The 26,313-nt window shown below is 67.4% G+C and carries 27 protein-coding genes; 21 read left to right on the top strand and 6 right to left on the bottom strand.

Annotated features, from left to right (window positions below; translation table 11 throughout):
- Positions 1–14 precede the first annotated feature (14 nt).
- Complete coding sequence (gene ypfJ, locus jaqu_RS10745) at positions 15–872, bottom strand: KPN_02809 family neutral zinc metallopeptidase (protein ID WP_043918980.1); 858 nt, start codon at positions 870–872, stop codon at positions 15–17.
- Between the two features lie 69 nt (positions 873–941).
- On the opposite strand from ypfJ, the gene jaqu_RS10740 reads away from it, so the two are divergent.
- Positions 942–1,520, top strand: coding sequence for a YqaA family protein (locus jaqu_RS10740; RefSeq protein ID WP_043918979.1), 579 nt, complete (start codon positions 942–944; stop codon positions 1,518–1,520).
- Positions 1,517–1,972 carry a disulfide bond formation protein B gene (locus tag jaqu_RS10735; RefSeq protein ID WP_236687835.1) on the top strand — a complete coding sequence of 152 codons (456 nt, stop codon included), beginning with the start codon at positions 1,517–1,519 and terminating at the stop codon, positions 1,970–1,972. The genes jaqu_RS10740 and jaqu_RS10735 overlap by 4 nt, the downstream gene beginning before the upstream one ends.
- 28 nt (positions 1,973–2,000) lie before the next feature.
- On the opposite strand, the gene jaqu_RS10730 is transcribed toward jaqu_RS10735, so the two are convergent.
- The gene (locus jaqu_RS10730; RefSeq protein ID WP_043918978.1) at positions 2,001–2,264 is read right to left on the bottom strand and encodes an usg protein; all 264 of its coding nucleotides are present in this window, start codon (positions 2,262–2,264) and stop codon (positions 2,001–2,003) included.
- 184 nt (positions 2,265–2,448) lie between these two features.
- Here jaqu_RS10730 and gyrA point away from each other — a divergent pair, with 184 nt between their 5' ends.
- The 5 genes from gyrA (at position 2,449) to gluQRS (ending at position 9,184) form a co-directional block, all read left to right on the top strand.
- Positions 2,449–5,187: a DNA gyrase subunit A gene (gene gyrA, locus jaqu_RS10725; protein WP_043918977.1), complete on the top strand. Its 2,739-nt coding sequence runs from the start codon at positions 2,449–2,451 to the stop codon at positions 5,185–5,187.
- A gap of 115 nt (positions 5,188–5,302) precedes the next feature.
- Positions 5,303–6,127 carry a LysR family transcriptional regulator gene (locus jaqu_RS10720; protein ID WP_043918976.1) on the top strand — a complete coding sequence of 275 codons (825 nt, stop codon included), beginning with the start codon at positions 5,303–5,305 and terminating at the stop codon, positions 6,125–6,127.
- 242 nt (positions 6,128–6,369) lie between these two features.
- Positions 6,370–7,728, top strand: a complete 1,359-nt coding sequence (gene trmFO / locus jaqu_RS10715; protein ID WP_043918975.1) for a methylenetetrahydrofolate--tRNA-(uracil(54)-C(5))-methyltransferase (FADH(2)-oxidizing) TrmFO — start codon at positions 6,370–6,372, stop codon at positions 7,726–7,728.
- Positions 7,725–8,342 (top strand): class I SAM-dependent DNA methyltransferase, encoded by a 618-nt coding sequence (locus tag jaqu_RS10710; protein ID WP_052500917.1) that lies wholly within the window; start codon positions 7,725–7,727, stop codon positions 8,340–8,342. The genes trmFO and jaqu_RS10710 overlap by 4 nt, the downstream gene beginning before the upstream one ends.
- On the top strand, positions 8,339–9,184 hold the full coding sequence (gene gluQRS / locus jaqu_RS10705; RefSeq protein ID WP_043918974.1) for a tRNA glutamyl-Q(34) synthetase GluQRS: 846 nt from the start codon (positions 8,339–8,341) through the stop codon (positions 9,182–9,184). The genes jaqu_RS10710 and gluQRS overlap by 4 nt, the downstream gene beginning before the upstream one ends.
- 7 nt (positions 9,185–9,191) lie before the next feature.
- Here gluQRS and jaqu_RS10700 read toward each other — a convergent pair whose 3' ends face one another.
- Both jaqu_RS10700 and jaqu_RS10695 read right to left on the bottom strand, forming a co-directional pair.
- Positions 9,192–9,452, bottom strand: coding sequence for an SH3 domain-containing protein (locus jaqu_RS10700; RefSeq protein ID WP_201774365.1), 261 nt, complete (start codon positions 9,450–9,452; stop codon positions 9,192–9,194).
- A gap of 134 nt (positions 9,453–9,586) precedes the next feature.
- The gene (locus jaqu_RS10695) at positions 9,587–10,750 is read right to left on the bottom strand and encodes a M20 aminoacylase family protein (protein ID WP_043919161.1); all 1,164 of its coding nucleotides are present in this window, start codon (positions 10,748–10,750) and stop codon (positions 9,587–9,589) included.
- A gap of 34 nt (positions 10,751–10,784) precedes the next feature.
- Here jaqu_RS10695 and mazG point away from each other — a divergent pair, with 34 nt between their 5' ends.
- The 14 genes from mazG (at position 10,785) to jaqu_RS10625 (ending at position 24,210) form a co-directional block, all read left to right on the top strand.
- A complete protein-coding gene (gene mazG, locus jaqu_RS10690) occupies positions 10,785–11,579 on the top strand; it encodes a nucleoside triphosphate pyrophosphohydrolase (RefSeq protein WP_043918972.1) in 795 nt (264 codons plus the stop codon).
- Positions 11,580–11,593: 14 nt separating this feature from the next.
- Positions 11,594–12,529 carry a nucleoside hydrolase gene (locus tag jaqu_RS10685; RefSeq protein ID WP_043918971.1) on the top strand — a complete coding sequence of 312 codons (936 nt, stop codon included), beginning with the start codon at positions 11,594–11,596 and terminating at the stop codon, positions 12,527–12,529.
- 56 nt (positions 12,530–12,585) lie between these two features.
- On the top strand, positions 12,586–13,968 hold the full coding sequence (locus tag jaqu_RS10680) for a protein adenylyltransferase SelO (protein ID WP_043918970.1): 1,383 nt from the start codon (positions 12,586–12,588) through the stop codon (positions 13,966–13,968).
- 47 nt (positions 13,969–14,015) lie between these two features.
- Entirely contained in the window at positions 14,016–14,423 is a 408-nt protein-coding gene (locus tag jaqu_RS10675; RefSeq protein ID WP_043918969.1) for a Fur family transcriptional regulator, read from the top strand.
- 83 nt (positions 14,424–14,506) lie between these two features.
- Entirely contained in the window at positions 14,507–14,746 is a 240-nt protein-coding gene (locus tag jaqu_RS20660; RefSeq protein WP_084629732.1) for a cupin domain-containing protein, read from the top strand.
- Positions 14,743–15,666, top strand: coding sequence for a DMT family transporter (locus tag jaqu_RS10665; RefSeq protein WP_084629729.1), 924 nt, complete (start codon positions 14,743–14,745; stop codon positions 15,664–15,666). The genes jaqu_RS20660 and jaqu_RS10665 overlap by 4 nt, the downstream gene beginning before the upstream one ends.
- Positions 15,667–15,720: 54 nt before the next feature.
- Positions 15,721–16,998, top strand: coding sequence for a phosphopyruvate hydratase (gene eno / locus jaqu_RS10660; RefSeq protein ID WP_043918967.1), 1,278 nt, complete (start codon positions 15,721–15,723; stop codon positions 16,996–16,998).
- Positions 16,999–17,095: 97 nt separating this feature from the next.
- A complete protein-coding gene (locus jaqu_RS20655) occupies positions 17,096–18,385 on the top strand; it encodes a sensor histidine kinase (RefSeq protein WP_161793860.1) in 1,290 nt (429 codons plus the stop codon).
- 11 nt (positions 18,386–18,396) lie between these two features.
- Positions 18,397–19,311: a DMT family transporter gene (locus jaqu_RS10650; RefSeq protein WP_043918966.1), complete on the top strand. Its 915-nt coding sequence runs from the start codon at positions 18,397–18,399 to the stop codon at positions 19,309–19,311.
- Positions 19,308–19,733 (top strand): cupin domain-containing protein, encoded by a 426-nt coding sequence (locus tag jaqu_RS10645; protein WP_043918965.1) that lies wholly within the window; start codon positions 19,308–19,310, stop codon positions 19,731–19,733. Before jaqu_RS10650 ends, jaqu_RS10645 begins: the two co-directional genes overlap by 4 nt.
- 1 nt (position 19,734) lies before the next feature.
- Positions 19,735–20,991, top strand: coding sequence for a cation:proton antiporter (locus jaqu_RS10640; RefSeq protein ID WP_043918964.1), 1,257 nt, complete (start codon positions 19,735–19,737; stop codon positions 20,989–20,991).
- On the top strand, positions 20,991–21,932 hold the full coding sequence (locus jaqu_RS10635) for a hypothetical protein (protein ID WP_043918963.1): 942 nt from the start codon (positions 20,991–20,993) through the stop codon (positions 21,930–21,932). The genes jaqu_RS10640 and jaqu_RS10635 overlap by 1 nt, the downstream gene beginning before the upstream one ends.
- Positions 21,933–22,134: 202 nt before the next feature.
- Complete coding sequence (locus tag jaqu_RS10630) at positions 22,135–23,166, top strand: aldo/keto reductase (protein ID WP_043919158.1); 1,032 nt, start codon at positions 22,135–22,137, stop codon at positions 23,164–23,166.
- Between the two features lie 39 nt (positions 23,167–23,205).
- Positions 23,206–24,210 (top strand): hypothetical protein, encoded by a 1,005-nt coding sequence (locus jaqu_RS10625; RefSeq protein ID WP_043918962.1) that lies wholly within the window; start codon positions 23,206–23,208, stop codon positions 24,208–24,210.
- A 7-nt stretch (positions 24,211–24,217) separates the two neighbouring features.
- Here the strand turns inward: jaqu_RS10625 and jaqu_RS20650 are convergent, their stop codons facing one another.
- Together jaqu_RS20650 and jaqu_RS21080 are read right to left on the bottom strand one after the other, a co-directional pair.
- The gene (locus tag jaqu_RS20650; protein ID WP_052500914.1) at positions 24,218–25,357 is read right to left on the bottom strand and encodes an OmpA family protein; all 1,140 of its coding nucleotides are present in this window, start codon (positions 25,355–25,357) and stop codon (positions 24,218–24,220) included.
- 102 nt (positions 25,358–25,459) lie between these two features.
- Positions 25,460–26,164 carry an ArsR/SmtB family transcription factor gene (locus jaqu_RS21080; RefSeq protein WP_236687834.1) on the bottom strand — a complete coding sequence of 235 codons (705 nt, stop codon included), beginning with the start codon at positions 26,162–26,164 and terminating at the stop codon, positions 25,460–25,462.
- Positions 26,165–26,313: the final 149 nt, after the last annotated feature.

Here is a 26,313-nt window from a genome sequence, read left to right as displayed (position 1 = left end):
GCCAGCGCCGTCAATCAGAGCCGTTCGGCCCCGAACGTGTCGCAGGCCCGGATGTCACCCTGCTCGTATCCGCGCGCGAACCAGCGTGCCCTCTGCTCGGAAGTGCCGTGGGTGAAGGTGTGCGGGGCGGGTACCCGCCCGGCGCGACGCTGCAGATAGTCGTCACCGATCTGTTTTGCGGCGTTGATCGCCTCTTCGAGGTCGCCTCGCTCCAATGTCCCGAACCGCTCCTGCGCTCGGCGCGCCCACATGCCGGAATAGCAATCGGCCTGAAGCTCGATCCGGACAGAAATCGCATTCGACTCCTCCTGGCTGACCTGCCGCCTGATGCGGTTGGCCTCGCCCAGGATCCCCAACTCGTTCTGAACGTGGTGCGCGACCTCATGGGCAACGACGTAGGCCGCCGCGAAGTCGCCCCCGGCCCCCATCTGCTGTTCGAGCGTCGTGAAGAATTCCGTGTCCAGATAGACGCGTTCGTCGGCGGGGCAGTAGAACGGCCCGGTGGCGCCCGAGGCGTTGCCGCAGGGCGATGCGGTTACTCCGGAATAGAGCACCAGCTCCGCCGGGTCGTAGGGACCATCCACCTGCCGGGCGAAGATCTCGGCCCAGATCTCTTCCGTATCGGCAAGCACGACAGAGACGAACTGGCCCTGCTCGATCTCGGCCTGCGTCAACTCGCGGCGCTGCTCGGTCTGGACGGAGGCGCCGCCCCCACCTTGCAACAAGGGGGTGACGTCGATGCCGAAGAACCAGCCGATCGCGAGGACCAGCAGCAAACCCCCGAAGCCCAGCCCCCCGGCACCCCGGGTCACGCTCCCACGGCCGCGACGATCCACGATGTTCGTGCTTCCGCGTCGTCCCTTCCAGCGCATCGGCCATCCTCCCTTGCCTTCGGCCCCAGCGCTCTTGACCCTGCCCGGGTTCCATGGGACCGCCGCCGCATGATCCGAGCGCTCTACGATTGGACGATGGCCTCGGCCGCGCATCCGCGCGCGCTCTGGGTCCTTGCAATCGTGTCCTTCGCCGAATCCTCGGTATTTCCCATACCACCGGATGTCCTGATGATCCCGATGATCATCGCGACCCCCCGTCGGGCGTGGTTGATCGCAGCGGTCTGCACGATAGCGAGCGTGCTGGGTGCCCTGCTGGGCTATGCAATCGGCGCCTTTGCCTTCGCGACGATCGGCCATCCGGTGCTGGAGCTTTTGGGCAAGGCGGACCGCATCCCTGCCTTCCAGGCCTATTTTGCGGAATGGGGACCGTGGGCGGTGTTGGTCGCCGGCGTGACGCCGTTCCCCTACAAGGCGATGACGATCCTGTCGGGCGCGGCCAGCCTGTCTCTACCGGTCTTCATACTCTCGTCCATCGTTGCGCGCGGGCTTCGGTTCTTCCTGGTGGCCGGTCTGTTGCGGGCGTTCGGGGCGCCCATCCGGGACTTCATCGAACGACGCCTCGGCCTCGTCTTCACGGTCTTCATGGTCTGCCTCATCGGAGGCTTCGTGCTCCTGAGGTATCTGTGAGACGCCTGATCGCCCTTGCCCTCCTCGGCCATGTCGGCCTTCTGGGCGGCGCCTTCGTCTTCGAGGCCTTCGGCTTCGCCCCCTGCGCGATGTGCATCTGGCAACGCTGGCCCCATGCCGCGGCCATCCTGCTGGGTACGTTGGGATTGGCGGGGCTGGCGCCGCGGCTGATGGCGGCCGGCGGCGCCGTGGCGGCGGCAACCACATCCGGGTTCGGCGCCTATCATGCAGGCGTGGAGCAAGGCTGGTGGGAAGGGCCCGCCGCCTGTGGCTCCGGCGGCAGCCTCGCGGGACTGTCGGCCGGCGACCTTCTGAGCACGGAAGCCCCGTCCGACCTCGTCCTGTGCGACGAGATCGTCTGGCAACTGGGCCTGACCATGGCCGGTTGGAATTTCGTCCTCTCGGCCGGTCTGGCGGTCATCTGGATCGTGGCCGCGACGCGGCGGGCTTGATCGCGGGCGTGACAGTGCCCGCCCATCTCTAGTGCAGCGTGAACTCTCCGGTCACATGGCGCCATTCGCCGGGTGAGATCATCTTGCGATGCACGAAGCGGACAGAATGCAGCGGCCCCTCGATCTCCGCGCGCCAGAAGTCGATGAACTTCAGCAGCCGCTCATGATCAGGGGCCTGGTCGTAGTCCTGCCAGATGAAGGTGTTCAGCACGTGGGGGTGGTCCGGCATGCGATAGAACATCTCTGCCGTGGTCAGCCCATATCCCTTCAACATCATTTCGGTTTCGGTCATTGCCGTTGCCTCTTGCTCGATTCTATGAGACCAGCCTGCCAAACGGACGTTAATCGTCAATGAAAACAATTTGTTAGCAGCACCCCTCGGTGGCTGCGAACAGGTTGTGAATCGGCGCTCGACCGCCTATATCCGGTGGGACGGGCAGCGCGCCCCAACCAGATATAGCGCACAGGCAGGCTTCATGAGCGACGAGACCGATCTTCCCGAAGGTGACGAGCCCCGCACGCCGATGCGGCACGACGGCCCGCAGGTTTCCATCGTGGACGAAATGGAAACGTCGTTCCTGGATTATGCCATGTCCGTCATCGTCAGCCGGGCGATTCCCGACCTGCGCGACGGGCTGAAGCCGGTGCACCGCCGCATCCTCTACGCGATGCACGAGACCGGCAACTCGCATGACAAGGCCTATCGCAAATCCGCGCGCCCGGTCGGCGACGTGATGGGCAAGTACCACCCCCACGGCGACTCGGCGATCTACGAGGCACTCGTGCGGATGGCGCAGGATTTCTCGATGTCCCTGCCCCTGCTCGACGGTCAGGGGAACTTCGGATCGATGGACGGGGACAATCCGGCCGCCATGCGCTACACCGAAGTCCGGATGGACAAGCCGGCCGCCTCGCTGCTGGCGGATATCGACAAGGATACGGTCGACTTCGTCCCGAACTACGATGGCAAGGATACCGAGCCTTCGGTCCTGCCGGCGCGCTTCCCGAACATGCTGGTCAATGGCGCAGGCGGCATCGCCGTCGGTATGGCGACCAACATACCCCCGCACAATCTGGGCGAGGTGATCGACGCCTGCCTTCATCTGATCGAAGAGCCCGATGCCTCGGACGAAGCGATCATGGAAATCGTGCATGGACCCGATTTCCCGACGGGCGGCCTGATCCTCGGACGCTCCGGGATCCGCAAGGCCTATCTCGAAGGCCGCGGCAGCGTGATCGTCCGCGCCAAGACCCGCGTCGAAGAGGCGGGGGGCCGTGCTTCCATCATCGTGGACGAGATCCCGTATCAGGTGAACAAGTCGGTCATGGTGCAGCGCATCGCCGATGCCGCCAAGGAGAAGAAGATCGAGGGCATTGCGGGCGTCCAGGACGAAAGCGACCGTGTCGGCGTGCGCGTCGTCATCGACCTCAAGCGCGATGCCACGGCCGAGGTCGTGCTGAACCAGCTCTTCCGCTTCACGCCGATGCAATCGTCCTTCCCGTGCAACATGCTGGCTCTGAACGGTGGCCGGCCCGAACAGCTGACGCTGCGCCGCTTCCTGACGGCGTTCCTCGACTTCCGTGAAGAGGTTGTGGCCCGGCGCACGGCCTATCTGCTGAACGAGGCCCGTGACCGGTCGCATGTCCTGTGTGGCCTCGCGGTTGCCGTTTCGAACGTCGACGAGGTCGTCGCCACGATCCGTGCCTCGGCCGATGCCGCCGACGCACGCGCCAAGCTGATGGAGCGGCGCTGGCCCGCGCATGATATCGCGCCCTACATCGAGTTGATCGACGACCCCAGCCACAAGATGAACGAGGACGGGACTTACAACCTGTCGGAGCGCCAGGTTCGCGCGATCCTCGAACTGCGCCTCCAGCGCCTGACACAACTGGGCGTAAAGGAAGTGACCGACGAGCTGGAAGAGCTGGCGAGCAAGATCAAGGATTTCCTCGACATCCTGTCGTCCCGCGCCCGCGTCCTGTCGATCATCTCCGCCGAGTTGCGCGAGGTGCGCCAGCAATTCGCCGTCCCCCGCCGGACCGAGATCACCGAATGGTCCGGCGACATGGAGGACGAGGACCTCATCGAGCGCGAGGACATGGTCGTCACGATCACCGCGTCCGGCTACGCCAAGCGCACGCCCCTGACCGAGTTCCGCGCCCAGCGCCGGGGCGGCAAGGGTCTGGGCGGCATGGCGACCAAGGAAGACGATGTCGTCACCACGCTCTTCGTGGCCAACACGCACACGCCGCTCCTATTCTTCACGACCGACGGCATGGTCTACAAGCTCAAGACCTGGCGCCTGCCTCAGGGTGGCCGCACGGCCAAGGGCAAGCCACTGGTTCAGCTTCTCCCGATCGAAATGGGGACGGGCATCGCGGCGATCATGCCCGTCGACCGGGACGAGGATCACTGGGACGAGTTGCAGGTCGTGTTCGCGACCGACCGGGGCACCGTCCGCCGGAACGCGCTGTCTGATTTCGCCAATGTCATGCGCAACGGCAAAATCGCCATGAAGTTCGAGGGCGAGACCGAAGGGTGGCGCCTGATCAACGCGCGCATCGCGTCGAACGACGACGATGTGATGCTCGTCACGCGGCAGGGCCGCGCGATCCGGTTCCGCTCGACGGATGTGCGGGTGTTCAACTCGCGCGCCTCGGTCGGCGTTCGCGGCGTGAAACTCGGGGATGACGACGCCGTCGTGTCCATGGCGATCATCCGCCACTTCGAGGCCAGCCCGGACGAGCGGGCCGCCTATCTCAAGATGCGTCGCGCCATGGCCGGTCTGGCCGACGATGCCGAGGTCGATGCCGAGGAAGAGGCGGACGCCAACGCCACCATCAGCCCCGAGCGCTACGCCGAGATGTCGGCGGCCGAGGACCTGATCGTGACTATCACAGAGGGTGGCGCGGGCAAGTTGTCGTCGTCGCACGATTACCCGGTTCGCGGACGCGGCGGTATGGGTGTGGGCGCGCAGGACAAGGCGGCCCGCGGCGGACCCATCGTCGCCTCGTTCCCGGTCGAACTCGACGACCAGATCATGCTGGCCACGTCCACCGGGCAATCCATCCGCACGCCGGTGGACAATATCAGCTTCCGCTCTCGCGGGGCGGGGGGCGTTCGTGTGTTCCAGACCCGGAATGGCGAACGAGTCGTGTCGGTCGCACGCATCGCGGACAGCCAGGACGACGAGGTGACCGAAGGGGAAGACTGATCCTTCGGCCTTGCCAAGTGGCTCTCTCGGGAAGTAGTCATTTCTGACAGATGCAAAAGCGTCTTTTAGTTCCTGCAGAGACAGCGGCGCTTCGGCCTCGCAAGGGGGCGAGGCGATGGAAAACTGGGATGACCTGAAATTCGTGCTGGCGATGATGCGCCATGGCACGATGTCATCAGCGGCCCGCTACCTCGATACCAATGTCGCGACCGTGTCGCGCCGCCTCGAACGGCTCAGCCAGTCGCTCGAAACCCCGCTCTTCGAGAAGAAGGGTCAGCATTTCGTGGCCACCCAAGCGGCAGAGCGTCTGGCCACGCTTGCCGACGAGATGGATCAGCGCTTGCGCGGCGAACTGGCCGCGATGCACGAGGCCGACGAGAACGTTCCCGTCCGCCTCGAAATCGCGGCGCCGCCCGCGGTCCATCAGCATTACCTGCTCCCTAGGATGACCGTTCTGACGGACCACCTGCCCCAGGTTCAGTTCAGCCTGGTGGACAAGGTCTTCGCTCAGGGGCTCGGAGAGGCGGACATCCAGATCCGGATCGGCCGGCCAGAGGGGGGGCGGCTCATCGCCCGCAAGTTCCGGGACTATGCGCTCGCCGTATTCCACGGCAAGGACCATACGCTCGACGGGCAATGGATCGGGCTCTCGCACCGTTATCCCGATGCGGATTTCCTCAGGCGCATCTATCCCGACGCCGACCCCCAGCCGCGCTACCGGGTCGAAGAGATGCCCTTCGCCCACCAACTGGTTCGGATGACGGGATTGCCCGCGCTCCTGCCCGACTTCATGGTCGACGAACGGGAGGATGGGATCGTGCGAGCCGACCTTCGGGACAATGCTCTCTCGGACGAGCTCTGGATCGCCTATCACGAGACGCGGCACGGCGACTCGACGCTGCGTGCCGCAGTAGATTGGATCTGCAAGCTCTCCCATTGACCCTTGGTAACGGAGGACCGTGCGCAGGTTTTTCCCCCTAGCTTCGGGACCTTGCACAGATCTATCCCTTTCTTTCCACGGGCGCGGCGTCATTGAGCGCCGACAGAATTACTGTCAGCCTGTTTGCCCCATATGGGCCATCGCGAGAGATCACGCCGCCATCCGCCGGTCCAGCCGCCCCACCAGGGCGGCTTTTTTGCATCGGCCTTTCACGCGGGCGTGTCCGACGCTATCTCGTGGCCATGACCCAGACCCTCGACATCATCGGCGGCGGCATGGCCGGATCAGAGGCCGCTTGGCAGGCCGCCCAGGCCGGCATCGCCGTGCGGCTCCACGAAATGCGACCGAAGGTCGGCACCTTCGCCCACCGCACGGGCGACCTGGCCGAGATGGTCTGCTCGAATTCCTTTCGGTCGGATGACGATACGTCGAACGCCGTGGGCCTGCTGCACTGGGAAATGCGCGCAGCGGACGGCCTCATCATGGAGATGGCCGACCGGCACCGCCTCCCCGCTGGCGGGGCGTTGGCCGTCGATCGGGACGCCTTTTCGGCTGCCGTCACCGAACGTCTCAGGGCCCACCCCCTGATCGAGATCGTCGAGGGCGAGGTGACCGCCCTGCCCGACGACGGCACCTGGATTGTCGCGACCGGCCCCCTGACCGGCTCCAGGCTCGCCGAGGCCATCGCCGCCGAGGCAGGACAGGATGCACTTGCCTTCTTCGACGCCATCGCGCCGATCGTCCACGCCGACAGCATCGACATGTCGGTTGCCTGGCGCCAGTCCCGCTATGACAAGGGTGAGACCGAAGAGGAGCGAACGGCCTACATCAATTGCCCGATGGATCGGGACCGTTACGAAGCCTTCATCGACGCCCTGTTGGCCGCCGAAAAGACCGAGTTCAAGGAAGGCGAGACGGCAGGCTATTTTGACGGCTGCCTGCCCATAGAGGTCATGGCCGAGCGTGGGCGCGAAACGCTGCGGCATGGCCCGATGAAGCCTGTCGGCCTGACCAACCAGCACCAGCCTGACATCAAGGCCCACGCCGTCGTTCAGCTTCGCCGCGATAACGCGCTCGGCACGCTTTACAATATCGTCGGCTTCCAGACCAAGATGAAGTACGGCGCGCAAACCTCTGTTTTCCGGATGATCCCCGGACTGGAAGAGGCGCGCTTCGCCCGTCTCGGCGGGATCCACCGCAACACCTTCATCAACTCGCCCACCCTGCTGGACGACCAGATGCGCCTGCGGTCCCGTCCCCACATCCGCTTCGCCGGACAGATCACCGGCGTCGAGGGATACGTGGAATCCGCGGCCATGGGCCTGCTGGCCGGCCGCTTGGCCGCGGCAGAGCTTCAGGGCCGCACCCTGCCGGAGCTCCCGAAGACGACCGCGATGGGGGCGCTCGTAAACCACATCACCGGCGGAGCCGACGCGAAGACGTTCCAGCCGATGAACGTCAATTTCGGCCTCTTCCCGCCCGTCGAGGCAAAGGGTGGCCGTCGCAACCGGGCGACCCGTTACCTCGCCTATACCGACCGCGCCAAGGCCGACTGGACCGCCTGGCTGGGCGCCGCGACGGTGCGAGAGGCGGCGGAATGACCGGGCCGAACCTCCCCGACGGTCTGTGGGACAAGGCGCACAGCGAGGCGGACCTTCGCCGCCTCTACGACGAATGGGCCGACGAGTACGACTCAGCGATGGAGGCGAGCGGCGCCATAGGCCCCCGCCGTCTCGTCGCGCTGTTGCAGCGACTCGTCGACGACCGCTCGGCGGCGATCCACGATTTCGGATGCGGCACCGGCGCCGCCGGTGTGGCACTGTCCGAGGCAGGGTACACGAACCTCCGCGGCAGCGACCTGTCCTCGGGGATGCTCGACAAGGCGCGCGAGCGAGAGGTCTATTCCGATCTCGTCCTGGCCGAGCCCGGCACCCCGCCAACCTTTGCACCCGACACCCGCGCCGTGATGGCGTCCGGCGCGATCTGCGTCGGCGCGGCGCCCGCGCCCGTCCTGCGCGCGGTCTGCGAAGCGATGCCCGAGGGCTGCATCCTCGTGCTCAGCTACAACGACGATACGCTGCGCCATCCAGACTACATGGACGAGCTGGCCAGGGTCCAATCCGACGGCGTGGTCCGGATGGAGTTCGCCGAATACGGCCCACAGCTTCCGAAGCTGGGCCGCGGTGCCACGATCTACGCCCTGCGTCGTCTGTGATCACACGCTTCGCGCCATCGCCGACGGGGCCCTTGCATCTTGGCCATGCCTATTCCGCGATCACAGCGCATGACATGGCGCGGGTCGCCGGCGGCCGCTTCCTCTTGCGGATCGAGGATATCGACCGCCAGCGCTCCAAACCGGAATGGGAAACGCGAATCCTCGATGACCTGACATGGCTCGGGCTGACCTGGGACACTCCGCCGATGCGCCAGTCGGACCGTTTGCATACGTATGCAAGTGCACTGGACAACCTGTGGGCGCGGGGCCTTCTGTATCCCTGCACCTGCACCCGCCGCGATATCGCCGAGGCGATGGCCGCCCCTCAGGAAGACGTGACCTTCGGGCCCGACGGACCGGTCTATCCGGGGACCTGCCGCGGGACCGGCCGCACTGGACCCCGTCCAGCCGACCGGCATCTGCGCCTCGACATGGCGAAGGCCGCGCGACATCCCCTCACCTTCCGCGAGACCGGCACCGGAGCAGGCGAGGTCACGACGACTCCCGCGCAATATGCGACCGAGATCGGCGACATCGTCCTTGCCCGCCGCGATTTCGGAACCTCCTACCATCTGTCGGTCGTGCTGGACGACGCGGAACAGGGGATCACCCATGTCGTCCGGGGCGCCGACCTCTTCGAGGCGACGCGCATCCACGTCCTGCTCCAGCACCTGCTCGGCCTGCCGACGCCCGCCTATCACCATCACGCCCTCGTGCGAGATACGGCAGGCAAGCGCCTGGCCAAACGCGATGACGCCCGGTCGCTGTCCAGCTACCGCGAGGCAGGTTGGTCGCCAGAGGCGATCAGATCAATTCTGGCGGACGGCCTGACGGTGCCCTGAGGCGACGTCAGGGGATGCGATTTCCGACCCAGTTCCCGTGCACCCAGCCCTGCCGACCTCGGTACTCGACGCCCAGCCAACGGTCCTGTCCGTTGATGATCGTGACCCGATCACCGTTCACCAACTGGTCGATCATTGGATAGTCCGTGCCGGGACCGGTGCGAACCGCCAGAAACCCGTCGCCATTGGGGTCGAGCCCCATGACTGTCCCGGCCCCCGTGCACGCAGCCTCCGTCGTGGCCTGATCGCAGTACGGAACGATCGGCACTGCCAACGACTGCGCGCTTAATCCCGTTGGAATAGCCGCGAATACGACGAAGAGAGAAATCAACCGCATGACACACCTCTTAAGCACTCTCACCGGCAGTAGCTTAGCGACGTCCGTGAACGCCTGGCAACACGTCAAGTCGCCGGTTGCGCCGTCTCGACCAGGCGCGCGAAGAAGCTGGCGCCCACAGGGGCGACCGCGTCGTTGAAGTCGTATTCCGGATGGTGCAATGGCGCGGCCTCCCCGATGCCGAGGAACACGTAGGCACCGGGCCGGGCCTCCAGCATGTAGCTGAAATCCTCACCCCCCATCACCCGCAGCGTGTCGTCGTCCACATTTTCGGACCCGGCCACGGCACGCGCGACTTCGGCGGCAAAGGCGGCGCGGTCGGCATCGTTGACCGTCGCCGGGTAGCCCCGGTCGTAGCGCAGCGTCGCCTCGACGCCGTAGGCGGCGGCGCATCCGGCGGCGATCTCGCCCATCCGGCGCTCGACCATGCCGCGGACCTCCGGATCGAAGGTCCGCACCGTGCCTGACAGAACGCCATCGGCCGGGATCACGTTATTGGCCGCGCCCGCATGGATCTGCGTGATCGACACGATCAGGTCGTCGGTCGCACGGTGGTTGCGGCTGACGATCGTCTGGATCGCGGAACCGATCCCCAAAAGCGCCGCGACGGGATCACGCGTCTCGTGCGGCATGGCACCATGCCCGCCCTTTCCCTCGACCCGGATCGTGAATTCGTCCACGGCCGCCAGCAAGGGGCCGGGGCCGGTATGGATCGTGCCGGGCGCATAGGCCGGCGCATTGTGGATGCCGAAGACCTGGGTGATGCCGAAGCGCTCCATGATCCCCTCCTCGACCATCACCCGACCCCCACCCGCCGTCTCTTCGGCGGGCTGGAAGATCAGCGCGACACGGCCGGCGAAATTGCGCGTCTCGGCCAGGTACTTTGCCGCGCCCAGCAGCATCGTCATGTGCCCGTCATGGCCGCAGGCGTGCATCTTGCCCGGCGTCTCGGATGCGTGGCCCGCGCCGGTCGCCTCGTCGATGGGCAGGGCGTCCATGTCGGCGCGCAGCCCGATGGTCGGCCCCTCGCCCCGCCCTTCGATGATCGCGACCATGCCTGTCCGGGCGATCCCCTCATGCAGCTCGTCCACCCCGAACTCCCGCAGGCGTTCGGCCACGAAAGCGGCGGTCTTGGGCAGGTCGAAGCCCAGTTCGGGATTGCGATGGAGCCAGTGGCGCCACCCGCGCATCTCGTCTTCCATCGCGGCGATCGAGTTGATCACGGGCATCGCGTCCTCCATGGGGTCTACAGGAGGATATCGCATGGACGATCCAGCCCGGTCCGGCAAGGGCCTGCCCCGCCTGCGCGCCATCATGGAACGCCTGCGAGACCCCGAGCGCGGCTGCCCCTGGGATGTCGAGCAGGACTTCGCCTCCATCGCGCCCTACACGATCGAAGAGGCCTACGAAGTCGCCGACGCCATCGAGCGCGAAGCCTGGGACGAATTGGAGGGCGAGTTGGGCGACCTATTGCTGCAAGTCGTCTACCACGCCCAGATGGCCCGCGAGGCCGATCTCTTCGATTTCGACAGCGTGGCCGAGCGGGTGGCGCAGAAGATGTGGGACCGCCATCCCCACGTCTTCGGCGACGAGAGCAACGCCAAATCCGCACAGCAGCAGGTCGCCGATTGGGAAGCCGCCAAGGCGAAGGAGCGCAGGGGCCGCACGCTGGACGGGGTCGCCCTGGGGCTGCCGGCGCTGATGCGCGCCGAGAAGTTGCAGAAACGCGCTGCCCGCGTCGGCTTCGATTGGGGTGAGGCGGGGCCAGTGCTCGACAAGATCGCCGAAGAGGCGGCCGAGGTCGCGCAGGCTGCCACGCCGGAAGAGCGGCAGGAAGAGGTCGGCGACCTCCTCTTCACGGTGGTCAACCTCGCCCGCCATCTGGAGGTGGATCCCGAAGCCGCCCTCCGCACCGCCAACGCCAAGTTCCAGCGCCGCTTCGACGCGGTCGAGGACGGGCTCGCCGCCGCTGGCCGCAGACCACGCGAGGCGACCCTGGACGAGATGGACGCGCTCTGGAACGCCGCGCGCGCCGCCGAGAAGGCTGGACAATCCTGAACGGGAAGGATCGCATGACGCCCATGAAGATCATCATCGACACCGATCCGGGGCAGGACGACGCCGTCGCGATCCTGCTGGCCCTCGCCTCGCCCGAAATCGAGGTCATGGGCATCACCGCCGTCGCGGGAAACGTGCCCCTGTCGATGACCGAGGTGAATGCGCGCAAGGTCTGCGAGCTGGCGGGGCGACCGGACGTCGCTGTCTTCGCCGGATGCGATGCGCCCATGACCCGCCCCCTGGTCACAGCGGAGCATGTGCACGGAAAGACCGGCCTCGACGGCTACGACCTGCCCGAGCCCTCCATGCCGCTGCAGGACATGCACGCGGTCGACTGGATCATCGAGACACTGCGAACCGAGGCGCCGGGCACAGTGACGCTCTGCCCGCTCGGGCCGCTGACGAATATCGGCACGGCGCTGGACCGCGCCCCCGACATTGCCGACCGCATCGCCCGGATCGTCCTGATGGGGGGCGCCTATTTCGAGGTGGGCAACATCACCCCGGCCGCCGAGTTCAACATCTATGTCGATCCTGAAGCGGCGCAGATCGTCTTCCGGTCGGGCGTGCCGTTGACCGTCCTGCCGCTGGATTGCACCCACAAGGCGCTGACCACCCGCGCCCGGAACGCCGCCTTCGCCGCGGCGGGCCGCATCGGAGAGGTCGTGGCCGGCTGGACCGGCTTCTTCGAACGCTTCGACAAGGAGAAATACGGCAGCGAGGGCGCTCCGCTCCACGATCCCTGCGTGATCGCGTGGCTCTTGCGGCCGGATCTCTTCCGGGGCCGCGAGGTGAATGTCGAGATCGAGGCGCAGTCGGACCTCACGCGCGGCATGACCGTCGCCGACTGGTGGGGCGTGACGGATCGCGCGGCGAACGCGCTGTTCATCGGCGAGGTGGATGCGGACGGCTTCTTCCAAATGCTGACGGATCGCCTAGCTCGATTGTAGCAAGCGAGGGGCCAGCCCCTCGCGCTCCCCGGAGTATTTTCGCCGAGAAGAAGACCATGGCCCTCTTCGCCTTCGACAATTCCTACGCCCGCCTGCCGGAGCAGTTCCATACCAGGATGGCGCCCACGCCCGTGGCGGCGCCGGACTGGATCGCGCTGAACGAAGGGCTGGCCGAAGAGATGGCTCTCGACGCCGATGCGCTGCGGGATGCGCCGGACGTCTTCGCCGGGAACCGCATCCCCGAGGGCGCGGAGCCGCTGGCGCAGCTCTATGCCGGGCACCAGTTCGGCGGCTGGTCTCCTCAGCTGGGCGACGGCCGCGCGATCCTGCTGGGCGAGCACGTGGCGGCCGGCCGGCGGTGGGACGTGCAGCTCAAGGGATCCGGTCCCACGCCCTACAGCCGGATGGGCGACGGTCGCGCGGCACTCGGGCCGGTTCTGCGCGAATATATCGTGAGCGAAGCGATGCACGCGCTCGGCATTCCGACCACCCGGGCGCTGGCCGCCGTGACCACCGGGGAGAAGGTGCTCCGTCAGGAGGGCCCGCTGCCCGGCGCGATCCTCACCCGCGTCGCCGCCAGCCACATCCGCGTCGGCACCTTCCAGGTTTTCGCCAGCCGCGACGACACCGAGGCGTTGCGGATCCTGCTGGACCACGCCATCGCCCGGCACTGTCCCGGCGCCGATGGCGCGATGGGCCTGCTGCGGCACGTGATGGAGCGGCAGGCCGGCCTGGTCGCGCGCTGGATGGGTTTGGGCTTCGTTCACGGCGTGATGAACACCGACAACATGACGATCTCGGGCGAGACGATCGACTACGGCCCCTGCGCCTTCATGGAGGCGTACCATCCCGACACCGTCTTCAGCTCCATCGACCAGTTCGGCCGCTACGCGTGGAAGAACCAGCCGGACGTCGCGCTCTGGAACCTCGCGCAACTGGCGACCGCGCTCTTGCCGCTGATGGGCGACCGCGAGGCGGCGGTGGCCGAGGCAACCGAAGTGCTGGAAGGATTCCGCGACCTGTACGCCGCGGCCTGGACGGAGGTCCTGAGCGCCAAGATCGGTGTGCCCGACATGAATCTCGGACACGAACTCCTGGATATCATGGCCGAGCAGGGCCGCGACTTCACGAACACCTTCCGCGCGCTGGCCACCACACCCGACCGGTTGCGCGATGGCGGCCGGATGGACAACTGGCTCGACAGGTGGACGGCATGCGAGCCGGATGATGCCGCGATGCGGTCCGCGAACCCGGCAGTGATCCCGCGCAATCACCGCGTCGAAGAGGCCATAGCCGCCGCCTACGAAGGCGATTTTCAACCGTTCCACGACTTGCATGCAATCCTCCGCGACCCTTGGACGGAGACGGACGCCAATGCACCCTATCGCGAGCCCGCCTCGCCCGAGCAGGCCGTGACCCGCACGTTCTGCGGAACCTGAAGCGCCGGGGGCTTTCGTCCGGGCGCCGGGCGTCCTAATCGGAACCCATGACCCTTTCCATCCTCGCCCGCGCCGAGGCCCATGGCCTCCGCCTGACCGGACAGCGCCGCATCGTCGCACAGGTCCTGGAGGACTCGGACGACCACCCGGATGTCGAGACCATCCATCTGCGCGCCTGTGCCCACGATCCGGCGATTTCGGTCGCCACCGTCTACCGCACGGTCAACCTCTTCGAGGAGGCGGGCATCCTTGAACGGCGCGAATTCGGCGATGGGCGGGCCCGCTGGGAGGATGCGGAGCGCGATCACCACGACCACTTGATCGACATGCAGACCGGCGAGGTGATCGAGTTCGTCGACCCGGAGATCGAAGCCCTGCAGGAGCGCATCGCCGACCGGCTGGGCTACGACCTCAAGGGTCACCGCCTCGAACTCTTTGGCGTGAAGCGGAAGTGATCCCCCTCTCGCGGGCCGGGGCCCCCCATCGTGTCTGGGGCGAAAGGTGCGAAGGTCGGCGGCTCTCGGTAATCGAAGAGCGGATGCCCCCGGGCACCGCGGGAGTATCGCACGTCCACATGCGGGCCTGGCAGGTCTTCCGGGTGCTGGATGGGGTCCTGACGATGCGAACCCTCTCGGGCGATTGCGGGATCGGGCCGGGCCAGTCGGTCGAGGTGCCGCCTCATACCCGCCACCAGGCGCCCAACGACAGCGCCTCGCCGGTCGCCTCTCCGGTGATCTCCGCCCCGTCCACGCTGAACGACCGCCGGGACCTCCCATGACCGCCCTGCCGGGCGCTGCCCCCGTCCCTCCTCCGAAGACCGGTGGTGAAACCCGGGCGACGTTGCGCGGCTGCGCTCTCATGTGCCTGTCGATGGCTTGCTTCGCGGTCGAGGACGCCCTCATCAAGACGCTGGGCGGGACGATCCCTCCGGCTCAGATCGTCTGGCTTCTGGGCCTCGGCGGCACGCTTGTCCTGGCACTGGTCCTGAAGGCGACGGGCAAGCCACTCTGGGTCCCCGAACTGCGCAGCCGGCGCGTCGTGCTGCGGTCGGCCGCAGACGCGGTTGGCGCGTCGCTCTTCGTTCCGGCGGTGGTGCTGATCCCGCTGGCGACGGCCTCTGCGGTGATCCAGGCGACACCGTTGGTCGTGGCGATGAGCGCGGCGCTGTTCCTCGGCGCAACGGTCGGCTGGCGGCGTTGGGCCGCGATCCTCGTGGGATTCGGCGGCGTCCTTCTGATCCTGCGGCCGGGCGCGGACAGCTTCGATCCGGCGGTCCTTCTGGCCGTGGGGGGCATGGTCGCGCTCGCCGCGCGCGATCTTGCAACGCGGGGCCTGCCGGCAGAGTTGTCGGGCGTCTTGCTGTCGATGCTGGCCTTCGCCGCGATCGTGCCGGCGGGCCTTGCGGTCCAACTCGCCCTCGGCGTCCCGTTCGTCCTGCCGGATGCCGGGGAATGGGCGAAGCTGGGCGGCTGCCTGGGGTTCGGTCTGATCGGCTATCTGGCAATCGTGGGCGCCACGCGGGCGGGCGATCTCGCCGTCATCTCGTCCTTCCGCTACTCCCGGATGCTGTTCGCGCTGATCCTTGCGGCGATCTTCTTCGGAGAGCGGCCCGATCTCTGGACGCTGGTCGGGATCGCCGTGATCGTGGGCGCGGGCCTCTATACCCTGATCCGCGAGGCGCGGCTGGCGCGGGGGTGACGCGGGGTCGGCGGCGCGCTACAGGGGCGCCGGAACGACACGCCCGGAGGCCCCATGTTCACCATCGCCGACATCCATGCCCGCCAGATCCTCGACAGCCGCGGCAACCCGACCGTCGAAGTGGACGTCACTCTGGACGACGGAACGCAGGGCCGCGCGGCCGTGCCCTCGGGCGCCTCGACCGGAGCTTACGAGGCAGTCGAGAAGCGCGACGGCGACAAGGCGCGCTACAAGGGCAAGGGCGTGCTGGAAGCGGTGGCCGCCGTCAACGGAGAGATCGCCGACGCCTTGGTGGGTGCCGATGCAGCCGAGCAGGAGGAGATCGACGCCGCGCTGATCGAACTCGACGGGACGCCGAACAAGTCGCGCCTGGGTGCGAACGCGATCCTGGGCGTCTCGATGGCCTGCGCCAAAGCCGCCGCGGATGCCGCGGCGCTGCCGCTCTTCCGCTATGTCGGCGGCACCTCCGCCCGCCTTCTGCCGGTGCCGATGATGAACATCGTGAATGGCGGCGAACATGCCGACAACCCCATCGACATCCAGGAATTCATGATCATGCCCGTTGCCGCCGAAAGCATCGCCGACGCGGTGCGGATCGGCTCCGAAGTGTTCCATACCCTCAAGGGGGAGCTTTCGGCGGCCGGCCTCTCGACCGGGCTGGGTGACGAGGGCGGCTTCGCCCCCGACCTGCCATCGACCCGCGAGGCGCTGGATTTCGTGCTAAAGGCCGTCGAGAAGGCGGGCTACCAGCCCGGCGACGACATCATGCTGGCCCTCGATTGCGCCGCGACCGAATACTTCAAGGACGGTGCATATCGCCTTGAAGGCGAAGGAAAGACACTGTCGTCCGATGAGAATGTCGACTACCTCGCCGCGCTCGTCCGCGACTACCCGATCCTCTCGATCGAGGATGGCATGTCCGAGGACGACTGGGATGGCTGGATCGCGCTGACCGAAGCGCTGGGCGAAAAGGTGCAGCTTGTGGGCGACGACCTTTTCGTCACCAATCCGAACCGCCTCGCCGACGGGATAGAGAAAGGCGCTGCCAACTCGCTGCTGGTCAAGGTCAATCAGATCGGCACCCTGTCCGAAACGCTGGAAGCCGTGGCGCTGGCCCACCGCAACCGCATGACCTGCGTCATGTCCCACCGCTCGGGCGAGACAGAGGACGCGACCATCGCCGACCTCGCCGTCGCCACCAATTGCGGACAGATCAAGACCGGCAGCCTTGCCCGGTCGGACCGGCTGGCCAAGTACAATCAGCTGATCCGGATCGAGGAAATGCTTGGCGAGACGGCGCGCTATGCGGGACGCAGGATCCTGCGTTCATGATGCAACATGCGACTTTCTCCCCCTTGCCCGGTCTTCCGGTCAGGCCGTAGGCTTGACTGGCGGCGATCTTCCGCCGCCAGAGGGCGGGGCAGGCTTGGTGAAAGACGGCCGAACCATCGATCCGGAAACCCGCTTGGCCGCGATCCTCGACGCGGCGAAGCCGGGCCTCCCCTTCTTTCTGACGCGCAGCGGCCTGCTTCTGACGGCGGCCACCATGGCCGGCCTCCTCTGGGGCAACCCGTGGGTCGCCCTTCCCGTCGTCGGGTACATCCTTTTCGACCTGGCCCTGCGACGGCGCGCGACCGCGCTTCGGGAAAAGGAGGTCGGCTGCCCGCAAGTCTGGCAGATGATCGCGCTCCATGCGGGCGCGGCGCTCTGCTACGACATTCTTGCGCTGACCGTCGCGCTCTCTGGCACGGTCGATGCGGTCTTCGCGGGGCTCATGCTCCTGTCGGCCCACGCTCTCTACGGGATCGCGATCGCCTTTCCGTCCCGCGATCTGGCGCTCGTCGATTTCGTGACGACGCTCTTCTTCTCTCATCTCGTCCTTATGCAGGGAAGCGGGCTCATGTCGGCGACCTCCCCGCTGGTGCTGCACATCGCCCTTCTGGTGCTCAACGTCGCCTATGGACACGCGCTCTGGCAGGCGCACCGAAACTCCGTCCGGATGCGCCAGACCACCAGACGCCTCGCCCGCGCCGAGCGGGCCGAAGTGGTGGGCCAGCTCACCAGCGGAATCGCCCATGACTTCAACAACCTGCTGACCGTCATGCGGGGCAATCTGGACCTGTTGGCCCACGTTCCCCCCGCCGAGCGGCCCATCCTGCTGCGGCAGATCGAGGATGCTGCGGCACGGGGCGCCGATCTCGTGCGGTCGCTGTCCCAGACCTGCCGCGATGGCGAACGGGATACCGCCCGCGCCGCCATCGGTCCCGCCCTGCGCAAGGTCCGCGAGATGTCCGACCGCGTGCTTCCCTCGAACATCCGGCTCGAGATCGACCTGCGCTGCAACGGGACACTGGCTGTCGCCACCCGGCCCGCACAGCTCGAAATGGTCCTCCTGAACCTCGTCGTGAACGCCCGCGACGCGATGGATCACGGCGGCGAGATCCGGATCGAGGCCGATCACGCCGGTGGGGAGGTCCGATTGACGGTCTCCGATGACGGGGCGGGAATGGCGCCACAGGTTCTGGCCCGCGCCACCGAGGCCTACGAGACCACGAAACCTCCCGGCATGGGAACCGGCCTGGGGCTCGCCATGGTGTCATCCGTCGTCGACGAAGCGGGCGGCCGCCTGAGGATCGAAAGCGAGCAGGGCGCCGGGACGCGCGTCTCGATGGCCTTCCCCGCCCACCGTGCGCTTGCAGGGGTGGACCGCGCGGCCTAGGGCTGGATTCCATGACCGCCCCCTCGATCGCCCCCCTGCCCCCGGTCGCGGCCCGCGCGGACCGTCCCGCGCTGGGTGTCCTGCTGATGCTGGGCTTCTGCGTGACGGCACCGCTCTCGGACGCGCTCTCCAAGATCGCGGCCGACGACTTCCCCGTCCTCCAACTGGTCCTGATCCGCTTCGCCGTGCAGGTCGCGATCCTCGTGCCCCTCGTCGCGATCCTGCGGGACGGCTTCGCGATGTCGCCCACGGGCTGGTTGCTGACGGCGATCCGGTCGGCGCTCCAGATCGCGGGTATCTTCCTGATGGTCACGGGGCTGACCTACCTGCCACTGGCCGATGCCATCGCGATCGCCTTCGTGATGCCTTTCATCCTACTGCTGATGGGCTACCTCCTGATGGGAGAGGAGGTCGGCCCCCGCCGCCTGATCGCCTGCGCGGTCGGCTTTTGCGGCACGCTCATGGTCATGCAACCCGCCTTCGAAGAGGTGGGCTGGGCGGTGCTCTACCCGCTTGCCGTGGCCTTCGTCTTCGCGGCCTTCATGCTGGTCACCCGCCGTCTGGGCCGGGAGGTCGGCGCGCTGCCGATGCAGGCCAATTCCGGCCTGATCGCGGTCGCGGCACTTGGCGTCTTCTACGCGGCCGCCCCCGCCAGCCCGGCTCTGACGCTGGCCCCCATGGCGGGCCACCTGCCGCTTCTCGCGGCGATGGGCGTGCTGGGCACGGTCGGGCATCTGATGATGACGTGGTCCCTGCGCCACGCTCCGGCCTCGACGCTGGCGCCGATGCAGTACCTCGAAATCCCCGTCGCCGCGCTGATCGGGCTTTGGCTCTTCGGGGATTGGCCCAACGGCCTGGCCATGGCCGGGATCGCGGTCACGATCGCGACGGGCCTCTACATCCTCTGGCGGGAAGCACGCCCATGAACGCAGACGAGATCATAGAGCGCCTGCATCTCGAACCCCATCCCGAGGGCGGCTGGTACCGGCAGACCTGGGCCGCCCCCGCCACCGATGGAGAGCGGCCGGCCGGGACTTGCATCTACTTCCTGCTCAAGGCCGCCGAACGCAGCCATTGGCACAAGGTCGACGCGACCGAGATCTGGCACCATTACGCGGGCGCCGATCTGGTCCTGTCGCTTTCGCCCACCATGCGCGGACCGGCCACGGATTACCGTCTCGGCGGCGACCTGAACCACGCCGCACCGCAGGTGATCGTCCCGCCGAACCACTGGCAGGCCGCCCGCACTACCGGGGACTGGACGCTGGTGGGCTGCACCGTCTCTCCCGGCTTCACCTTCGACGCCTTCCATCTGGCGGCCCCGGATTTCGACATTCCAAGGACCTGACATGGAACTACTCGGCATCGGCTCGGCCCTCCTGGTGGCGGCCGCGCTCTTCGGCACGGTCAACTACCTGTTCCTCAAGCTGCCGCCCGCCATCGGCATCCTGATCGTGGCGCTGGCGGCCAGCGTCGCCATCATCGGCGCCGATGCGCTGTTCCCGCAATTCACGCTGGAAGAGACGCTGACCGCCTTCGTGCTGGATATCGAGTTCTCGGATGCGCTGCTGGAGGGAATGCTGGGCCTGCTGCTCTTTGCAGGCGCGCTGCACGTCAAGGTGGCCGACCTCAGGCGCGAATGGGCCCTCGTGCTTCTGATGGCGACGATCGGCGTGGGCCTGTCCACCGTGATCGCCGGCGTGGGCTTCAGCTGGATCACCGGGATGCCGCTGCTGATCGCTCTGGTCTTCGGCGCGCTGATCTCGCCCACGGACCCGGTGGCGGTGCTGGGCGTGTTGCGCGCGGCCGACCTGCCGAAATCGCTGGAAACCAAGATCGCGGGCGAGTCCCTCTTCAACGACGGGGTGGGCTACGTGGTCTTTCTCGTCCTCGTGGGCCTCGCCTTCCCCGCGGACGACGCCCACGGTGCGGGCTTTGCGGGCGCCGCGCTGCTTTTCGTGCAGGAAGCGTTCGGCGGTGCGATCCTGGGCGCGGTACTCGGCTTTCTCGCCTTCCGCGTCATGCGGCGCATCGACGATCCGCCGCTGGAGGTGCTGATCACGCTCGCACTGGCCTTCGGCGGCTACCAGCTCTCGCTCTGGCTTCATGTCTCGGCGCCGATCATGGCTGTCGTGGCCGGACTGCTGATCGGCGATGTCGGGTCGAAATATGGGATGTCCGACGAGACCCGCGCCCATGTCGACACGTTCTGGACCCTGATCGACGAGATCCTGAACGCGATCCTGTTCCTTCTGATCGGGATCGAGGTCTTCGCCGTCGCCTTCGACGCCAGCTACGCGGTCGCAGGGCTCGCCGCGATCGGTCTGCACCTTCTGGCGCGCTTTTCGGCGGTCGCCGTCCCGGTCGCCGTGCTGCGCCCCTTCTCCGACAATCTGGAGGAGGGCGTGACCCGCATCATGACGTGGGGCGGCCTCAAGGGTGGCATCTCGGTCGCACTCGTCCTTTCGCTGCCCGACAACGAATGGAAGCCGCTGATGCTGACGGCGACCTACATGGTGGTCCTGTTCTCGATCATCGTGCAGGGATTGACCGTCGCGCCGCTGGCCAAACGCTTGGGCGGCGCCCCGGAACTGGAGATCAAGTGATGCTCAGGGCGCTTCTTTTGGTTGTCACGCTGACCGCACCGGCAGCCGCACAGGATTTCGAGTCCGCGATGGAGACCTGGCTGGACGGCGCGGACCGTCCCGCACTCGACGCCTTTGCCAGCCTCGCCGCAGAGGGCGACGCGAGGGCGCAGCTTTTCCTCGGTCAGATCTCCAGCGCCGCCCAATACTGGCCGCACGAAATCGCCAGCCTGCCACGGAAAGAGCGGATCGCGCTGATGCGCGCGCCGGGCGGCCTGTCCGGCAAGAGCTGGACCGACATCGCGGCAGAGCAGGACAGCCGCGCCGCGGCCTTCGCGCAAGCGTCCCGCCCGGCCACGAAAGCCGCAGGGATGATCGCCCTTCTCGACCTCGGAGAGGTCGACGAGGTTCGCAGGCAGTGGCCCGGTTTCGTCTCGGCCGGGGACTGGACCGCCGCGCTCGCCGTGGCGGAGCATCCCGCAGCCCCGGCAGAGATCGCCGCGACGGCACCGGCGCTCCGCAGTGGTGCGGGCTTCGGCACAGAGGGCGCTGTCGGTTCGGCCCGGCTCGGATCGGCAGGTCAGCAAATCCTGGACATGCGGACGGCGTTCGAGGATCCGGAGGCTTTGGCGCGACAGGGCGCACGTCTTTCCGAGGCGCCGGAGGTCGCGCCCTTCCGCGATCTCTGTCAGCGGAGCTGCGCCGCCGAGGAGGTCGACATCTGCGTCGGCGCGATGTGGTCCTCCGCCTCCGGCGATCCGCTCGCTCTGGCCGGTTCTCCGGTCGAGGGGTTGCTGTCCAATCCCGCGTGGCGGCAGAGCGCCCGCGCTGCCGACGACGCGGGCCGGGCGATCGCCCTCCTCCAGTTCGCACCGCTGACGGCCGGTGAGCCGCTGCCGATCACCCGCCTGTCCGCTTGCGCCTGGGACGCCGTCCGCACCGCGAGCGAAGCACCGGACTAGGCCCCGACCGCATCGGTAAGCCCGGCGACGCGCACAGCCGCGCTGATCCTGGCCCGAAGGCGTGTCTCCGCCGGGCCGGATGCGGGACCGCTGCGTCGCCAAGCCCCGTGATCGCGTCGTCCCGCGCCGAAATGCGCGCCCCGCTCTGGACCCCCGCTTCCTTCGACCCCATGGTCGCGCCGATCCGCTTCAAGAGGCTTTCATGCGCACCGTTCCCCTCGGCCAGTCCGACACCATCTCCGAGATCATGCTCGGCACCATGACCTTCGGCACCCAGACCTCCGAGGCCGATGCCCGCACCCAGATGTCCATGGCCGCCGATGCCGGGGTCACTTGGCTCGACACCGCCGAGATCTACCCGGTCAACCCGATGAAGACCGAGACGGCGGGCCTCACCGAAGAGATCTGCGGTCGCTGGCTGCGCGACAATCCCGGCCGCCTGCGCGTGGCGACCAAGCATCCCGGCGCGGGCTCCGTCTGCCGCAACGGCGAGCCCATCACCGCAGAGAGCATTCCGCGCGTCATCGAGGGCTCGCTCAAGCGGCTGGGAGTCGAAACGATCGACCTCTACCAATTCCACTGGCCCAATCGCGGCTCGTTCCAGTTCCGCCAGTACTGGACCTACCGCCCCAAGGGCGAGCGGGCCGAGATCCTCGACGACATGGCCGCCTGCGCCGATGCCCTGGAGCGGGAAGTCGCGCGCGGCACGATCCGCGCCTTCGGCCCATCGAACGAAAGCAGTTGGGGCCTGTCGCAATGGTGCGAACTGGCCGACGTACTAACCGGCGCGACCCGCCCCGTCTCGATCCAGAACGAGTACTCGCTGCTCTGCCGCATCGCCGATACCGACCTGGCCGAGACTATGGCCTACGAGCAGATCACCATGCTGGCCTTCTCGCCGCTCGCCACCGGCCTGATCACCGGCAAGTACCAAGACGGCGCAATCCCCGACGGCTCCCGCCGGTCGATCTCGCCGGAGCTCGGCGGCCGATGGGGGCCTCGCGTCGAACCTGCCGTCGCCGCCTATCTCGACCTCGCCGCCCAACACGGCGTCGACCCGGTCCACATGGCGCTGGCCTGGCTCCAGACGCGGCCTTTCAACTGTTCTGCCATCCTAGGTGCCACGACCGTCGCGCAGCTCGAGCACGGGCTGAAGGCGCAGGACATGACCCTGCCGGACGAGCTGGTCGCCGCCATCGACGATGTGCACAAGGCCCATCCGATGCCCTACTGACGCCTTGCCAAGGCCCGTCCGTCCAGCCATCCCCGCCGCATGAGCTTCGACATTCTCATCGTCGGACAGGCCGGACGGCTGGAATACGAGGCGGCATTGCTGGCGGTCACGCTCCGCCACGCCTCTCCCGGCTGGGACGGCACGCTCTGGGTGGCCGAGCCGCAGCCGGGTCCCGCATGGCCGGAAGATCCGCGCATGACCTCGCCCGAGGTGCGCGCCCTGCTGACCGATCTGGGGGCGCGCACTATCCCCTTCGAGAATGTCGAGTTCGGCGCCCGTTATCCCAACGGCAACAAGATCGAGGCGCTGGCCGTCCTGCCGCCCGACCGGCCCGTCCTGGTCCTTGACAGCGACACGGTGATCACGGGCGAGCTGTCGGAGATCGCGATCGACTTCGGCCGGCCCGCCGCGTCCATGAGGCGAGAGGACACATGGCCCGTCCCGCCCCTCTACGGTCCGACACGACACGACATCTGGGGTGCGCTCTACGCGCAGTCCGGGCTCGATTTCAGCTCCAGCCAGGATGAGGATTGGCCCGTAAACCATTGGCGCCGCTACCTCTACTTCAACGCGGGCTGGGTGACGGCCCCGTCGGGCCCCGCCCTCCACGCCGCCTGGCTGGACGCCGCGCGGATGGTGCAATGGGCGGCGGGCGAAGGTGGCCTGACGGAACTCGCCGCCCAGACGATCGACCCTTGGCTCGATCAGATCGCCCTGCCACTTGCCATCCATGGGCTGGGCGGCGGGCGCCCCGGCGCGGGAGGCGGCCTGCCGGACGGCGCCCTCGACGGCACCCATAGCCACCATTACCGCTACTTGCCGCTGATGTTCGCGACGGCGCCGGATCACGTGATCGACACGGTCCGCGCTGCGACCGCACCGAACGCCGTGAAGAAGGTCCTCAAGGGATACGAGCCCTTCAAACAGTTCCTCTTTCAAAAGAAGGGCGACAAGGCGCGTGCTCTCTTTGATCGCGCCGCCCTGCCGCGCAAGCAGGAAGCGATCCGCCGCCGCCTCAAGCGCCGCAACCTCTGGATCCGCTGACCGGGGATCACCGGCGCTTGATCGCGATCTCCACCCGTCGGTTCGCCTGACGCCCTGCCGGGTTGTCCGATCCGTCGGCATTGGTGTTCGGCGCGACCGGCCTCGCTTCCCCATGGGCGACCGACGACATGCGTTCGGGCGCGATGCCTCGTGCGTCAAGCCATTCCCGTACCGAGGCCGCGCGCGCCTCGGACAGCGCAAGATTGTAGGCGTCCGACCCCTTCGCATCGGTGTGCCCGTGGATCGTCAGTGGCGCATCCGGATACCGGCTTTCCAGCAGATCCAGCACGGTTGAAAGGGCCGCTTCGGCATCCGGACGCAGATCTGCGCGATCGAAGGCGAAAAGGATGTCGCCGGGCATCCGGATCAGCGCAATGTCCTCATCCTCGTGCAATGTCCCTGGCAGCGAGACGTCCGGCAGATCGACGATTGGGGGATAGGCCTCCGGCAGATCCACCACCGGGATCTCGACCGTCGGGGCCGTCGCGGTCGGCGGCGTGACCTCAGGCGGTTTTACTTGCGCGGGCGCCGTGGCGGACGGAATGCGCACGACAGCCTGCCGCGCGGACGTCATCCGCTCGAAGACGCCGCCTTCGTAGAGCAACCGGCGCGCTTCGTCCTCTTCGAGGATTTCGCGCAGGATCTCGATCCGATACGGCCTTGGCGGATCCCCCGCCCGGCCCGGTCCGGGCTGGCGGAAGCGAAGGACGATGGGCCCGTCCGGCGTAAACCCCAGCGCCTCTAACCGCGCCCGGGAATCGGCCAGCTTCCCGTCGAGATCGTAGGTCTCGGCGACATCCCGTGCGGCAGGCAGCGACGCCCAAAAGGCGGCATCGGCGCCGCGAGGGTCGGTCCGAACCCTCTGCATCATCTCTCCCGAAGTCTCGATCCGCAGGCGATGGACCTCCGCCTCGTGGCGCAACTCGATCTCCCAGCGCCCCGCCCCGTCCGTGTAGATCGCGTCGAGACGCTGCAACCGCGCCGCCTCGGCCACGGGATCGGGCAATTCCGACAAAGCCTGGGACAGGGCGTCCGCGATCGTGCCCTCGACCCTCGACTGGGCCTCCTCGGCCTCTGCAGCTCCTTGTACCAGGACTATCCAGCAGACGGCGAAGACGGCAAACCCCGATCGAAATGTCATGAACATCGCACCCCCCGAACTTGCGAGCGAATTCGAGGTCAGCCTAGCGGCTTTTGCGCCATCGCCAAAGCGCCTGTGTGAGGGGTGCCCGTTCCGTGGCCCGCGCCGTCAGAAGTTGGACAAGCTCGCCCGCGCCGCCGCGCCGAAACGTTCGATTAGCGCGAAGTCCCAGAACGACCCCGCCTCGTCGGGTGCGTCGACGGACACGCGGCACCCCCCCGCCTCGGCGGCAAAGCGGATCTCCGTCCGTCCATCATAGTCCAGACACCAGTCGAGGATCAGCCGGTCGGCCGCGACATGCTCGACGATCCGCGCCCAGACATGTTCCGCGCCGTCGAAGGTCGTCTCCCGGATCGCCTCGTCGCCAAAGACCACCGCCATCGGCAGCGCGCCCGATTCCGACGCAGAGACCGACAGGCGAGAGACCGGCCACCAGGTCGCCAGCCCGTCGGTGAACATCGCCCAGGCCTCCGCCGGGTTCAGGCGGACATGGACACTGGTCCCCGCATCCGAAGGTGCCGGACGCAACGCGCCCAGCCACTCCACCAGCGGCCGCGCACCGCCATCGGTCAGCGCATAGAGGTTCCGCGTCCCCTCCGGCCGCACGCTGACCAGACCCGCATCCTTCATCCGCTTGAGATGCTGCGACACGGCCGGACGCGTCACGGGAAGATCCTCGGCGATCTTGCCCACCGGCAGCGCGCCGCCCCGCAAGCGGTCTAGGATCGCCCGCCGGGTCGGATCCGCAAGACAGGTCAGGATCGCATCGTAAGCCATGGGAAACGGATGCGTCTGCCGGGCACGATCCGTCAACGGCCCATCCGAACGACCCTCCCCCTCGGCGGCAGAGCGTGTCCGCCGCGCCGCGCCGCCGGCGGATCGCCGCCCTCGTCATCCCGGTGCTTCTTCTCGGCCCAAATACTCCCGCCGGAGGCCCGGACCGGACGGGGCTCGATGCCCCG

It is taken from the genome of Jannaschia aquimarina, from assembly GCF_000877395.1.
In the GTDB taxonomy this organism is placed as follows: domain Bacteria; phylum Pseudomonadota; class Alphaproteobacteria; order Rhodobacterales; family Rhodobacteraceae; genus Jannaschia; species Jannaschia aquimarina.
The sequence above is the reverse complement of the archived record's forward strand: the minus strand, read 5'-3'. Positions and strand labels throughout refer to the sequence as shown.